Origin of the sequence: Mammaliicoccus sp. P-M59 (assembly GCF_022386135.1) — a bacterium.
GTDB classification, from domain to species: domain Bacteria; phylum Bacillota; class Bacilli; order Staphylococcales; family Staphylococcaceae; genus Mammaliicoccus; species Mammaliicoccus sciuri_A.
This window is the reverse complement of record NZ_JAJNJJ010000003.1, coordinates 89,990-105,197: the sequence shown is the minus strand read 5'-3', so window position 1 is coordinate 105,197 and position 15,208 is coordinate 89,990. Positions and strand designations below refer to the sequence as shown.

Annotated in this window: 11 protein-coding genes; 1 reads left to right on the top strand and 10 read right to left on the bottom strand. The window is 32.7% G+C overall.

Annotated features, from left to right (window positions below; genetic code table 11):
• Positions 1 to 87: 87 nt before the first annotated feature.
• The 4 genes from LQ617_RS06770 to LQ617_RS06755 form a co-directional block, all read right to left on the bottom strand.
• Positions 88 to 1,602: an ABC transporter permease/substrate-binding protein gene (locus tag LQ617_RS06770; protein WP_037588706.1), complete on the bottom strand. Its 1,515-nt coding sequence runs from the start codon at positions 1,600 to 1,602 to the stop codon at positions 88 to 90.
• Positions 1,602 to 2,561 (bottom strand): ABC transporter ATP-binding protein, encoded by a 960-nt coding sequence (locus LQ617_RS06765; protein ID WP_037588704.1) that lies wholly within the window; start codon positions 2,559 to 2,561, stop codon positions 1,602 to 1,604. The genes LQ617_RS06770 and LQ617_RS06765 overlap by 1 nt, the downstream gene beginning before the upstream one ends.
• Positions 2,562 to 2,649: 88 nt before the next feature.
• The gene (gene recQ, locus LQ617_RS06760) at positions 2,650 to 4,428 is read right to left on the bottom strand and encodes a DNA helicase RecQ (RefSeq protein ID WP_025905404.1); all 1,779 of its coding nucleotides are present in this window, start codon (positions 4,426 to 4,428) and stop codon (positions 2,650 to 2,652) included.
• A 22-nt stretch (positions 4,429 to 4,450) separates the two neighbouring features.
• The gene (locus LQ617_RS06755) at positions 4,451 to 6,322 is read right to left on the bottom strand and encodes an ABC-F family ATP-binding cassette domain-containing protein (RefSeq protein ID WP_239740040.1); all 1,872 of its coding nucleotides are present in this window, start codon (positions 6,320 to 6,322) and stop codon (positions 4,451 to 4,453) included.
• An 85-nt stretch (positions 6,323 to 6,407) separates the two neighbouring features.
• Here LQ617_RS06755 and LQ617_RS06750 point away from each other — a divergent pair, with 85 nt between their 5' ends.
• Positions 6,408 to 7,223, top strand: coding sequence for a ZIP family metal transporter (locus LQ617_RS06750; protein ID WP_037588700.1), 816 nt, complete (start codon positions 6,408 to 6,410; stop codon positions 7,221 to 7,223).
• A gap of 1,385 nt (positions 7,224 to 8,608) precedes the next feature.
• Here LQ617_RS06750 and ltaS read toward each other — a convergent pair.
• The 6 genes from ltaS to LQ617_RS06720 all read right to left on the bottom strand — a co-directional run bounded on the left by ltaS (position 8,609) and on the right by LQ617_RS06720 (position 15,089).
• On the bottom strand, positions 8,609 to 10,549 hold the full coding sequence (ltaS, locus tag LQ617_RS06745; protein ID WP_204252673.1) for a lipoteichoic acid synthase: 1,941 nt from the start codon (positions 10,547 to 10,549) through the stop codon (positions 8,609 to 8,611).
• A gap of 200 nt (positions 10,550 to 10,749) precedes the next feature.
• Positions 10,750 to 11,754, bottom strand: a complete 1,005-nt coding sequence (locus LQ617_RS06740; protein ID WP_239740039.1) for a 5-oxoprolinase subunit C family protein — start codon at positions 11,752 to 11,754, stop codon at positions 10,750 to 10,752.
• Complete coding sequence (locus LQ617_RS06735; protein WP_239740038.1) at positions 11,745 to 12,446, bottom strand: carboxyltransferase domain-containing protein; 702 nt, start codon at positions 12,444 to 12,446, stop codon at positions 11,745 to 11,747. Before LQ617_RS06735 ends, LQ617_RS06740 begins: the two co-directional genes overlap by 10 nt.
• 40 nt (positions 12,447 to 12,486) lie before the next feature.
• The gene (locus LQ617_RS06730; protein ID WP_025904760.1) at positions 12,487 to 12,699 is read right to left on the bottom strand and encodes a hypothetical protein; all 213 of its coding nucleotides are present in this window, start codon (positions 12,697 to 12,699) and stop codon (positions 12,487 to 12,489) included.
• Positions 12,700 to 12,760: 61 nt separating this feature from the next.
• On the bottom strand, positions 12,761 to 14,509 hold the full coding sequence (locus LQ617_RS06725; RefSeq protein ID WP_239740037.1) for a bifunctional chorismate-binding protein/class IV aminotransferase: 1,749 nt from the start codon (positions 14,507 to 14,509) through the stop codon (positions 12,761 to 12,763).
• Positions 14,487 to 15,089 carry an anthranilate synthase component II gene (locus LQ617_RS06720; RefSeq protein WP_204173358.1) on the bottom strand — a complete coding sequence of 201 codons (603 nt, stop codon included), beginning with the start codon at positions 15,087 to 15,089 and terminating at the stop codon, positions 14,487 to 14,489. The genes LQ617_RS06725 and LQ617_RS06720 overlap by 23 nt, the downstream gene beginning before the upstream one ends.
• Positions 15,090 to 15,208: the final 119 nt, after the last annotated feature.

Genomic DNA, 15,208 nt, shown 5'->3' with positions numbered 1-15,208 from the left:
TTGAAATATAAAAACGGTAAATCGAAATTTACCGTTTGTTAATTTATTAGTATTATAGACCTAATCATTTTCATAAATCAATGGTATTTAATCAATCAAGTCATTCTTCTGTAAATATTCTTTCGCGACTTGATAAGCATCTTCATCCTTGATTGTAACTCTATAATTCATTTCTTGCATTTCTTCATCAGATATTTTGCCTTTTAATTTATTCATAGCTTTCACCACATCTGGATGCTCTTTAATTGTTTCTTTTTTCATAAGTGGTGCACCTTGGTATGGTGGGAATAATTTTTTGTCATCTTCTAAGACAACCATGCCATATTCTTTAAGCTCAGCATCTGTTGAATATGCATCGATTAAATCAATATCATTACTTTCAAGCGCTTGATATCTTAATTTAGGTTCCATTGTTTTAACATCTTTAAAGTTTAAATCATATTTCTTTTGAATACCTTTGTAACCATCTTCACGGTCATTAAACTCTAAAGTGAAACCAGGTCGAATTTCATCTTCAACCTTACTTAAATCTGAAATAGTTTTAATATTATGCTTTTCAGCATATTCTTTTTTAACTGCTAAAGCATACGTATTATTATATTTCATCGGTTCAAGTAATTGCATATCAAACTTTTTATCAAGGCTATTATTAGCTTGATTATATACTTCTTTCTCAGTTGTTGATTTAGGTGTTTCTTTCGTTAACTCACCTAGAACTGTACCTGTGAATTCTAAATATCCATCTATTTCGTCAGACTTTAATGCATTAAATAGGAAGGAAGTCTTACCCATACCTGCTTTAACTTCAACAGTGTTGTCAGTTTCTTCTTCAATTAAAATCTTATACATATTAGTGATAACTTCTGGTTCAGATCCTAACTTACCTGCTAAAGTAATTTTATCACCTTTTTGAGCAAATAAAGGTATCGTCACAGATAATAAGAATATGACTAATATTGTTCCAAGTATAATTAAAGATTTTTTGTATGAAATTCTTTCTAAAATTCTTAAAAATACATCAAAGAAAATTGCTAAAATAGCTGCAGGAATTGCGCCTAGTAATATAAGAGATGTATTATTTCGATCAATACCTAATAATATTAAATCCCCTAGACCACCAGCACCTATTAAAGCCGCTAATGTTGCTGTACCAATAATTAATACCATAGCTGTTCGAATACCAGCCATCATAACTGGCATTGCAAGTGGTAACTCAACTTTAGACAATCTTCTACCAGTCTTCATACCTATACCACGTGCCGCTTCAATCAATGAAGGGTCTACTTCTTTAATACCGGTATATGTATTCCTTAATATCGGTAATAACGCATATATAACAAGTGCAATAATTGCCGGTATACGCCCTATACCAAATAACGGAATCATTAAACCTAGTAAAGCAAGAGATGGTATTGTTTGTAATACAGCGGCGATGTTAATAATAACTTCGGCTAGCTTTTTAGTCTTTGTCAGCAATATACCTAACGGAACTGCGATTACGACTGCGATTAAAAGTGCAATAAATGATAATTGAATATGTTCAATTAACGTTTCTAAAAGTTGCCCTTTACGGCTTGAAAGTGTTTCGATTAAGGCATTCACTAAGAAACACCTCTATTCTTTTCAGCTAAATAACTAAACACATATTGTCTTGTCACAATATGGCTTGGTGCTGCATTTTCTGAATCCATCACAATCGCTTCGTGTTCTGCTAATAATCCATATATATCGTCAATCGTTTGATCTGGTGATACTTTAGGATATTGATCAATAGATTGCGTATTTACGTCTGAAATTGGTTGCGCAATATCACCGAGCTTCACTTGCTTCAATACATGCGCATCCACATTACCAATAAATGATTTTACGAAATCATTCTTAGGTCGATGAATAAAGTCTTCTGTCGTTCCAATTTGCTCCACATGTCCTTGGTTCAATAAACAAATACGGTCTCCCATTTTCATGGCTTCTTCAATATCATGCGTTACAAAGACGATTGTTTTTTTAATTTGCGATTGAAGTTCAAGTAAATCATCTTGTAGATTCTTTCTACTAATTGGATCTAGTGCACTAAATGGTTCATCCATTAAGACAACTGGCGGATCGGAAGCAAGTGCTCGAATAACGCCAATACGTTGTTGTTGTCCTCCAGATAGCTCACTTGGATATCTATCTCGATATGTTTCAGGATCTAAACCAACCATAGTGAGCAATTCATCTACTCTATTTGCAATATCTTTCTTTTTCCATTTCTTCATTTCTGGTACTTGCGCGATGTTTTCTTTAATCGTCATATGCGGGAAAAGTGCGATTTGTTGAAGAACATACCCAATATCCCATCGCATCTCCGCAACATCATAATCACTTATTGGTTTATCGTTAAAATATATAAATCCTTCTGATAAAGGTATTAACCTGTTAATCATTTTAAGTGTTGTAGTCTTTCCGCACCCAGAAGGTCCTATAAGTACAAAAAATTCACCTTCATTAATATTAAAACTTACATTATCTACAGCTTTCTTATCCCCGTATATCTTTGAAACAGCTTCAAACTTAATCATTAATAGACACCACATTCCTCTTTTTTATCAGTGCTAGAATTTCTTCTATATTATTTACCCTAATTTCACAATAAAATGCCTATTCTTCTTAAATGGGTTGTTTATAATTTTTAATGGTTTCAATAAATATCGGACAATAATGTTTCAATTTATAACTACCAATACCGTCTATTAAAATCATTTCTTTTTTAGATTCAGGTAATCGTTTAGCAAATTGCTCTAAAATTTGGTCAGAGAATATAGAAAGTGGTGAAACTTCTAATTCTTTACTTAAATCTTTTCTAACTTCTATTAATCGATCAAATAAAGATCTATCAACATCTGTTATTGTTTGGATATCAACGATTTCTTTCGGCTTAGATTTAAATGGTGTTGTCATAATTTCAACTTTTCCACGCAATACATCCATTGCATCTTGGTCAACACTTAATATTTCTTTATGTTCATTTAAATAGCCTTTATAACGCAATTCATCTAGTAAATGATGACATTCATTCGTCGTATAATCTTTTAAAATGCCATAAGTACTGAGTTCATCATATCCTAAAGATGTTATTTGAGGTGTTTGTTCACCTCTTAATACTTGAATAATCATATTTCGTTTTTCTTTTTGTTTTAATCTTGCGATACAACTTAATATTTTTTGTGCTTCAGTTGTCATGTTATAGGATTTTTCTGATTGTAAACAACTAGAGCATCTGCCACACTCTTCTAATTTTTCATCAGGATTAAAGTAATGAATCATCATCGCTTCTAAGCATTTAGTCGTCTTCGTATATTGAATCATTTGTCGAAGCTTTTCGCCTTGCTTTTCTTTGTATTCATCGTCTGCCGAACTTGAAGAAATGAAGAATTTTTGAAGGTCTATATCACGGTCTGAGAATAATAAGATACATTCACTGTCTAACTGATCACGACCAGCACGACCAGCCTCTTGATAATATGATTCGATATCTTGAGGCATATTATAATGAATCACGAATCTAACGTTTGATTTATCAATCCCCATACCAAAAGCATTTGTTGCGATTGCTAATTTGATATCATCTTCAATAAATTTACGTTGCGCACGTTCTCTTTCATCTTTAGGTAATCCTGCATGATACATCACATTTTTAATTTCTAAATCATCAAATGTTTCACTTAATTGTTCAACTTGTTTTCTAGTAGAACAATAAATAATTCCTGATTGATGAATATTTTTCTTCACATAATCTTTAACAAAATTAAGTCTCTGATATGTATTGTTTACTTTAAAAGTTAAATTCTCACGTTTAATAGACGTTTCAACAATATCACTTTCAGCAATTCCTAATTTTTGAGAAATATCTTCTTGTACTTCTTTAGTAGCTGTTGCTGTTAATGCCACCAATCTAAAATGATGAGGTAAGCTCATAACATGTGTAATCACTTCTTGATAACTTGGTCTAAAATCATGTCCCCACTTCGAAATACAATGCGCTTCATCAAATGCGATAAGCTGTACATTACATTTGTTCAACATTTGTATAAACTGTGGTTGATTAAATCTTTCAGGTGCAATATATAGAAATTTCAACTGTCCTGAGACAAGTTCATTCTCTACTCTTTTTTTCTCTTTAGCTGTTAAAGTACTGTTTAAAAATTCAGCTTTGATTCCCATCGACCTCAAGCTATCAACTTGGTCTTTCATTAATGAAATCAACGGACTAATCACAATCGTTAATCCATCTAAATATAGACCTGGTACTTGATAACAAATCGATTTACCGCCACCTGTTGGCATAACACCTAAAGTGGGACGATGATCAATAACTTTATCAATAATTTCTTTCTGTCCATCTCTAAATTGTTGATATCCGAAATACTCTTTTAAAATATTTTGCATCTATATATACACCTCTATACGCTTATAATCTGTCTGATAAGGATGACCAACGCATATAATCTTCTTCATATTGCGTTTCAATTGATGTCTTTTCATTTGCGAGTTCATTTAATTTTTCATAATTTGTAGCATGTTCAACCATTTCTTGGTCGATTTCTTCTAATCTTGTTTCTATATATTCGATATTTTTCTCGAGTTGTTCTAGTTCACGCTTTTCTTTGAACGATAATCTAGCAGAAGTCTTAGGTTTCGTTTCTGTTTTTTGAACTTCTTTATGTTGTTGTGTTGCTTTTTTCTCAAGCTCTCTTTTATATTCTAAATAGTCTTCAAATGTACCTAGCATAGGTTCGATTTGTTGATCATGGATATACCAATATTTATTGGCCACTTTATTTAAGAAGTATCTATCGTGACTTACCGTTATAACTGTTCCACCGAACTCATTAATATAAGCTTCTAATATTGTTAAAGTTTCAGTATCTAAATCGTTTGTTGGCTCATCAAGAATTAATACATTTGGTTCGTGAACTAATAGTTTTAATAAATATAAACGTTTTTGTTCTCCACCTGATAATTTATTAATTTGAGTGCCATGCGTTTGACTTGGGAATAGAAATCTTTCTAACAACTGCGTAACAGATACAACTGTGCCATCTTTTTCTTTAGCAACTTCACTTTCTTCTCTTAGATAATCAATCATTCTCTTATCTGAAGTTAAACTTTCATCTTGCTGTTTAAAATAAGCAATTTTTACAGTTTGACCTGTAATGAGATTACCTTCAAAAGTTTGATCTAACCCACTAATAATATTGAGTAATGTTGTTTTACCTGCACCGTTTTCTCCAACAATACCAATTCTATCGCCTTTTTGAATAATTGTTGTAAAGTGTTCAAATAACTTTCTATCTCCAACAGATTTAGAAATATCGTCTAACTCAAATACTTGTTTACCGAGGCGTGAATGCGCTAAATTCAAACTTGCTTCACCTTGTGTTTTTCTATTTGATATATCTTCTTCTAACGTATTAAACCTTTGAATTCTCGCTTGTTGTTTCGTTGATCTAGCTTTAGCACCTTGTCTCATCCAATGCAATTCTTGTTTATACAGCGCTTTCTTTTTAACATGTTGTTGTGCTTCAATTTCTTCTTTTTCAGCTCTTGCTTCAATATACGCTTCATAATTACCTGGATAACTTGTGAATTTACCATTTGAAAGTTCAACAATTCTTGTAGAAACTTGATTTAAGAAATGACGATCATGTGTAACAAACATGATTGTGTGGGGATATTGTTTAATATAGTTAACGAGCCATTCAATTCCTTCAATGTCTAAATGGTTTGTTGGTTCATCTAATAATAATAAATCTGGTTTACGTATTAATTCTTTTGCTAGTACAACTCTTTTTTTCTGTCCACCACTTAATGTAGCTATTTTTTTTAGATAGTCATTTATACCTAGTTTTGATAGAATAGTTTTAACGTCTGCACTGTAATCCCATGCATTTAATCGATCCATATCAGATTGATATTTCATCATAAGATCTAAATCTTTAGATTCACCAGTCTGTTGATATTGATTTAAAGCATTTTCATATTTAGAAATCACTTTCGTCATTTCAGTTTCGTTATTTAATACTTCATCGATTACAGTTAAAGATTCATCAAGTTCAGGCTTTTGGCTTGCATATGCAATTTGATATTGGTTAGGATAAGATGTCTTCGCATCATAATCATCATCAATATTTGCAATAACTTTAAGCAAAGTACTTTTCCCTGTTCCATTGATTCCAACTAAACCAATGCGTTCTTTGTAAGAAATGGATAAATCTAAATCATCAAATATAATTTTGTCACCATATTGCTTATTAAGTTTTTCAATTTTATATGCTTCCATGAATTAACATCCTTTAGTATTCTCAGTTTTCAATTAATATATTATACACTTTTTTTCACACAAAAGATATGAAGGAGCAAAAACTATGCAACAGATTTTTACAGAGCTACCACCATACTTGCAAGCATTATTCGCAGGTATCATCACATGGCTGTTAACAGCATTCGGTGCATCGTTCGTTTACTTGTTCAAAAATATAGACACAAAAGTTATCAATACAATGCAAGGATTTGCTGCAGGTGTCATGATTGCAGCTAGTTTTTGGTCTTTATTACAACCTTCTATAGAACAAAGTTCACATTCAGCAATGCCTTGGTTACCAGCAGCAATCGGCTTTCTTTTAGGCGGATTGTTTATTAGACTATTAGACTTTGTCATACCTCACGCACACCAAAATGCAGTTGATAAAAGTCAGCGAGTAGAAGGACCTGACACTAAATTAGGCAAAAACACTTTACTATTTTTAGCAATCACATTGCATAACATTCCTGAAGGTATGGCTATCGGTGTTGCTTTCGGTGGTGTTGCAACCGGAAATGAAGGCGCAACATTATTAGGCGCACTTGGATTAGCAATCGGTATCGGTATACAAAACATTCCAGAAGGCGCAGCACTCTCGATGCCAATCCGTGCATCAGGTTTATCAAGATGGAAGTCATTTAACTATGGTCAAGCTTCAGCTTTAGTTGAACCTGTATTCGCAATGCTAGGTGCATTACTAGTTGTCATTGCGACACCAGTATTACCATATGCATTAGCATTCGCAGCCGGCGCAATGATATTTGTTGTTGTAGAAGAACTCATCCCCGAATCACAGTCAGGTAACAACACTGACTTAGCAACATTAGGATTAATGGGTGGCTTCACAATAATGATGATACTAGACGTCGCTTTAGGTTAGATAGAATAGAAATCCCAATCGTGCAGACGATTGGGATTTTTTCATTGATTAATGTGTTGGTGTGTGGGGGTTGGGGGAGATGTGGGGGGTGTGGATATTGGATGAATTGGAGCTGTTGATGATTTTGGAGATGTCGATGTTGGGAATCTCTTGGCTTTATTAGGAAGTTAAGCTACGACTTGGGCTATCTCTTGGCTTAATTAAGAAGTTAAGCTATGACTTGGATGTTTTTTAATTGATCAAAAGTGTTCATTCTTAAATAATCATATAATTTTTGAAAAGATGTGAGTTTATTACAACTTTAACTCACATCTTTTTCAATCTCGTGGGTTTATTCCAACTTTAACTCACATCTTCTTCAATCTCGTGAGTTTACACCATCTTTAACTCACATCTTTTTCAATCTCGTGAGTTTATTACCTCTTTAATTCACATGTTTCTTAATCTCGTGAGTTTACTACAACTTTAACTCACATCTTTAGCAATCTCGTGGGTTTACTGCCTCTTTAACTCACATCTTTTTCAATCTCATGAGTTTACCACCTCTTTAACTCACATGTTTCTTAATCTCGTGGGTTTACTCCTATTTTAACTCACATCTTCTTCAATCTCGTGAGTTTATTTCCTCTTTAACTCACGTCTTTTGCTATCTCGTGGGTTTTCTCCGTCTTTAACTCACATCTTTTTCAATCTCGTGAGTTTACTATCTCTTTAACTCACATCTTTTTCAATCTCGTGAGTTTATTACCTCTTTAACTCACATGTTTTTCAATCTCGTGAGTTTATTACCTCTTTAACTCACATGTTTCTTAATCTCGTGAGTTTACTACAACTTTAACTCACATCTTCTTCAATCTCGTGGGTTTACTGCCTCTTTAACTCACATCTTTTCTAATCTTGTGAGTTTATTCCAACTTTAACTCACATCTTCTTCAATCTCGTGAGTTTACTATCTCTTTAACTCACATCTTCTTCAATCTCGTGGGTTTACTCCGTCTTTAACTCACATCTTTTCCAATCTCGTGAGTTTATTTCCTCTTTAACTCACATCTTTTCTAATCTCGTGAGTTTGCTACATATTTAACTCACATCTTCTCCAATCTTGTGAGTTTACCACCACTTTAACTCACATCTTCTTCAATCTCGTGGGTTTACCACTTCTTTAACTCACATCTTGACCGATCTCGTGAGTTTACTACCTCTTTAACTCACATCTCCTACTAAATCATACTTCTCCACCCTATATCCTGTATCGCCCACATCATCTTCTAACTCATAATTCCTATTAAAAAGTACTTTTCCCAGTCACCACCCCACAACCCCCATTTCCAACACAAAAAAGTACCACAAAATCTCATGATTTTGTGGTACTCATATACTCATAATTATTTTTCTTGATAGCCGTTACCGGATTTGTATTCATAGTTTGATGGCTTAACTTTCTTGAAGTCAGGGTTATCATAGAATCTGAATAAGTCTCCGTGTAATAACTGGTCTGATAATTCGAGTTCTTTTTCGACGTTATTTTTATTTTCTTCTAAATCTTTAGGTTTCGTCTTCATAGGTTTATTAGTCTTATTGTCGTACACAGTGCTACCGATTGATTTATATTCTGGCGTTATAAAATCACCATTTCTAAATGCAACTGTTTGATCGTGTCCTTTAGCTAATAAGTCTGTACCAAACATAATGTAGTTATTTGATTTAATACCTAATACGTCTAATAATGTAGGCATTACATCTGTTTGGCCACCGTATGTTTCATCGACGCCACCTTTAAGACCAGGTACTTTCATAAAGAATGGTGTTCTGTTTAAGTCCATGAATTTAGCTGGTGTGATTTCATCTTCACCAAGTAAATTAGCCATTGCTTTATTATGGTTCTCAGAAATACCATAGTGGTCTCCGTAAATGATGATTACTGAATCATCATATAAACCTTCTTTTTTAAGTTCTGTCATGAATTTTTCTAATGATTCATCTAAATAACGAGCTGTTTGAATGTATCCATCTAATGTTGCACTACCTGTATCTGGTTTCTCTATCGTTGCATCTTCTTTACTCAATGTGAATGGGTAATGGTTAGTCAACGTAATTAAATGAGAATAGAATGGTTCTTTTTGTTCTTTTAGATGTGCAATGGATTCATCAAAGAATACTTCATCTTTTAAGCCTAAGTTCTCAAGATTTTTTTGTTGCATATCATAATAAGTTGCATCATAGAACTTATCTACACCAAAATGCTTGTACACTTGATCTCTGTTCCAGAATGTTTTGTAATCACCATGCATAACTGATGTTTCATAGCCGCCTTGTTGATTTAAAATTGCTGGTAGTGATTGATAAGTGTTGTCACCTTTTAATGAGAATGCTGAACCTTGTGGTAAACCGAAAATACTATTATCCATCGTTAATTCTGAATCGGCTGTTTTACCTTGTCCCGTTTGATGGAAGAAGTTTGGATAGTATTTGTAACCTTTATCACCTTTAGCTAAAGAGTTTAAATAAGGCGTTACTTCTTCACCATTAACTTTAAAGTCAATTAAGAAAGATTGGAAACTTTCTAAGTGAATTTTAATAACGTTCTTGTCTTTAGCGATACCAAATGTTTCTTTGTTAGGTTCTTGATACTTCTGTTTTGTATAATTTTTAACTTGTGTTAAATCATCTTCACTTGCTAATGCTTTTTGTGAATTATTTTGAATCGTTTTAACCCCGTCATAAACTGTAAAGTTATATGGTCCTAAATATTTAACTAAATATTTATGGTCAAATGTACGTGTTAATAATTCTGGTCTATCTGATTCAGCAAATGCTAAGTTTAAGAAAAATAGTGCGACAGCTACACCCATAACAACTGGGACAAATTTCTTAGGAAATGCTTTTACTGATAAATGATTTCTCTTAAAGATCAACACAAATAAGAAAATAATCGTATCTGTGAAATATATAAAATCGTACCAAGAGAATGAACTATATACTGCACCAGACATTGATTCTACGTTACTTACTTGATTCAAAGTACTAAATGTTAAGAAATCTGAAAAGAATCTAAAGTACACGACGTTCGCATATAGTAAGAACGATAGTACAAATCCAGCGATAAAAATAAACCAGAACGACTTTCTTCCCTTAAAGAATAAGAATACGCTCAATATTAGCGCAATCAAGCTGTATGGGTTCATTAATAAAATTAAATTCTGTACGAGTCCCTTAACCCCGAGTGACAAATCTACATAATAGGCAAAATAAGTCTTTAGTGAAATTGCTAAAATCGTTAGCAAGAAGAATGTAAAGACGCCTATCTTCCTATTTTTAGTTTTCATACTGTTCCTCCGTATCTCAACTCATATCAATTTTCATTATTATTTCATTACATATTATTGAAGGTTGTAATATTCTTGTAATATTTAATGTACAGTATTATAATTTATACTATTTTACAATAAATTTCAACTAAAAACCTAAAATAGAAATAAGAAATGTGTAAAAAGTGCACACAATAGACACAATTCACACATGTAATTTATTTGTTTAATTCTTCATTTAATTTATATTTAATGCCGGTTTTTATTTGTTTAACGAATTGAGCATGTTTTCTCATATTGCGTTCCGCTTCTTGTATCGTTAATTTCTTAAAGATGAGTTTTGAACCTTGCTTTTTTTGTGCTAATTTATCGATATGATAAGAAGCAATTGTTCCAATTTGAGGATAGCTTGATAATGATTGATGATCATTCAACATTACGACCGGTTGATTCCCTTCATTTAATAGAACAGTACCTTTTTTAACACTTAAAAATGATTGATCGACGATTCTACGATTAATAACGGAGTTCCCTTCTAATGTTAATCCCGTTCGATTAAAGCGATTAGATACTTTATAAACTTGACTCTCAAGATGCTTAATTTCTGCTTCATTAAAGTGTGTCATACCTTCTCCCGATATAACATGGAATATATCTGTTAAATAATTTAACGCTAATGTATATTGGTCAACACCCCATGAAGCTGTTTTGCTATGTTCTAGATTTTCAAATAGCTTCTTTTGTAAAGGTGTGTAATTACGGCACATTTCAATTTCATCGCCTGCTTGTAAAGTACGACCGTGGTAGCCACCCATTTCTAAACGGATACTTGTAGATTTTGAACCTAACCATTCTTCAGCAACAATACCACCTGCAATTGCTAAATAACCTCTCGTACCTTTTGAAGCTTCACCAAACTTTAATACTTCACCTTTATCCAGCAAATGAATTTTATATGGTGCTATTTTCTTACCATCTACAAATGCTGGGAAGTTGGCTCCCGTAAATGCGATTAAAGTTGGTTCTGTAAATTGGATAGACGGCAACTTAATCGTCATTTCGATTAAAGCTTCGCCTTCTTCATTACCTACAAGCATATTAGCGAGTCTATGGTTTAATTGATCGATTGAACCATTTTTAACAATGCCAATATGTTGTTGTTTTTGCCTTCCTAAATCTTGAATCGAAGAGTATAGTCCAGCTTCTCGAATAATTAATGACATGGCTTATACCCTCCATCCTTGCTTTGTAGTTGATCTACAATTTTTAAGATGACATCATCACCAAAATTAAGCTTACAAATATTATTTTGTCTATCGTATATTTCAACATTCGTCCAACCAATGACTGGCCACTCACCACTTGTATCAGTTGTCGTAATAAATAATTTATCTCTTTCAATACACAATGATCCTTTAGGGATAAATTGTTTGAACTGTGCATTACCTGAATGCAATCGATGACTTAAACCAGATAAATAAGGACATCCTGGAGTATGACCTATCATTGAAACAAAATACGTTCTAGATTCTAACACTTGTCTTTGTTCTTCTTCAGACAAGTCCGTTAACGTATCAAAATCCGGACCATATTCGCCACCTACAATGACATCTATCATAATCGATTCCTTTGTAACTTCTCTATCATTAATGTCTTGCTTTTTCTGATAAATAATACGTTCTACAAATTCAGTCATATATTTAAATGGCTCATTGATATCATGGTTCATCATCATGCTATAAGGATGATACACAACCATTAAACTATTTTCACTAGGTATAACCTCATCTATAAAAGGCATATCTTGACTTAATATTTCTAATCTAAATTCATTAATTTCATGCGTTAACTGTCTCGAAGGTTCACGATCGCTCATTACAGTTAATGCAGAATCGCCCTTAGGATATATGCGCATTTAAGACACCTCATTCTATTCTGCTATATATAAAGCATCATTATTTACGATAAAATACATCTGTTAAATCAATAAATACATGTGTTAATTGATTTACAAATAAGCCTACAAAAACAATTGCAACGGCAAATCCAATATATAAATACGCAAAACTTTGCTTATTTTTTTCTTTTCTCAATTCACTTAAAACGATGCGCTTTAAGTAGAATGCAATAACAATCACTATTACTAAATATAATAATGTTAAGAACATCTATTTTCACCCGTCCTTATATGATGTTTACTATTTTACTATTTGTATCTTTATATTACCATCATAATTTTAAATCTATTTTTGTCCATTCTCGCAAACTATTAATCATGTATATTTCACAATTTGAACTTTCGATATCTTTGATTAACTTTTCCACAGTAATATTTTTTTCTTCGATAAGGTTATCTTCTAATAACGCTTGCCTCATACAACCATTTAAAAATTGTCCATGATATGGAGGTGTGATATATGCATCACCTATTTTAATAACGACATTACCAATATCAAATTCTGTTATTTCATTCTCTCCATTATAATACAATATGACATCTGTATCATGATTATGTTGAAAATGATGACGTTCAGTTGTTTTGTGTATCGTATAAATAGAAGAAACTGGTGTACTCGGTAACAACTGAGCTGTTAAAGATTGAGTTGAATCGACTATTGGTGAAGTTTCAGCATTAAATGTACCATCCGAATTTAATTCAACTCTTAATTTATATGTGCCATCTACATAAGTATTAACCATGTCGTTAAGCATAGTTTCCCATTCGTCTTTATTAAATCGAATATTTAACGCTTTAGCACTCGTAGAAATTCTGTGCGTATGTTCGTGACGTCTTTGGACTTTTCCATTTTCTAATCTCATCGTTTCAATAAGATTTACATGTCTGCTTTCTAATATTTTAGATTTCATTTTGAATTCCTCAATTTCAGCTTCAGCATTTGAATCTATTGTGATACCAGCTCCAACACCATAAACTGCTCTTTCTGAATTTGAATGTATCGTTCTGATTGGAACATTAAAAATCATTCTGTTATCAGGTAACAACAAACCTATCGTTCCACAATATATGCCTCTTGGTCTATTCTCTAGTCGTTTGATAATGGCCATCGTTGATTCTTTTGGGGCACCTGTTATCGAGCCACATGGGAATAGCGCTTGAAGTAGATTAAATAATGAATGCTGTGCTTTCAATTGACTTCGAATCGTACTGGTCATTTGATATACCGTTTGATAAGGTTCGATTTTAAATAAATCAATGGCATTAACAGTACCAACTTCAGAAATTTTACTTAAATCATTTCTAAGCAAATCTACAATCATGACATTTTCTGCTCTATCTTTTTGAGAATGCTTCAGTTGTTCATAATTTGCTTGATCTTCTACTTTATGATTCCCTCTTGAAATTGTCCCTTTCATAGGTTTCGTTAATACTGTATTTGTCATCTGTTGATAAGGACCATATTGAAAGAAAAGTTCTGGTGAAATGGATATAATCGTTTCATCTTCAAGCTCAATATACGCTTGATAATCTCCATTAGCATCCTCTGTGAGTGATTGATAATAGTCATAACCATGACGAATCGGTTCTGATTCAAGTTGTGTCGTATAATTAACTTGATACGTATTTCCAAGTCTAATTTCATCTTGAATAGCTTGTATATTGTTTGCTAAACGTTCATCTGAATCTGTTCTTCGCCATTCAATATGTTCATTTATATATGTATGTTGCGTTTTATCATTAAAGTGTGAGACAGGTTGTTCGAATACTTGAATACTTCCATAATGATGTGACGCTTTATAAACATTTAACGCTGAATCAAAAGCTGCTGCACTTTCATATGGTAAAGTCATGACAACATAGTATCCTTCTTTTTGATAGCGCTCCGCTTCATGCACAAGCTCTGATACTTCTTCAATCGTTCTTGCATATTTAATGACAATTGGATTCTCAAATTTATAATCTAATTTCTCTTCTTTTTGACTGTCTGAAATATACTTAAATTGTATATGTGTCTTCAATCTCTACACCTGCCTTTACTAAGAAATTCGCAATTTGTTCTAATCCATATTCACTTAATATTGCTTCCGGATGATACTGAACCGCTTCAATAGGTAAATGTTGATGTCGTATAGCCATTGGAATACCTTCTTCTAACCATGCTGAAACCGTAAACCCTTCAGGTATATGGTGTTTATCTGCTATTAAAGAATGATATCTCGCAACTTCAAATGATTCAGGCAATCCTTCAAAAATACCTTTCCCATCATGTTTAATCGTTGCTGTATGCCCATGAACAGGACGTGGACCTTTTACGACTTTGCCACCAAAAGTAGATATCAATAATTGAAAGCCAAGACATACACCTAATATGGGTATATCTGTATAAATAGATTGAAGAAACGCCTTTAACTGTACATAATCATCTGGATGACCAGGGCCAGGTGAAATGATCATAGCATCTGGATTGATTGCACGTACAACATCACAATTTGCCTCTTCAGATTTCAATATTTTTATTTGTTCATTTTTTGTCAGTATATTAATATACTCGATAATGTTATATGTAAAAGAATCGTGGTTATCTATCATTATAATCATATGTTTATTCGCTCTTCTTTCGTTAATTTCATGTCAATCATACCATATACTAAACTTGCTTTTACAATTTGATTATATTATCATTTGTATATTCAATAAACTAAGAGGTTACTAGCTTA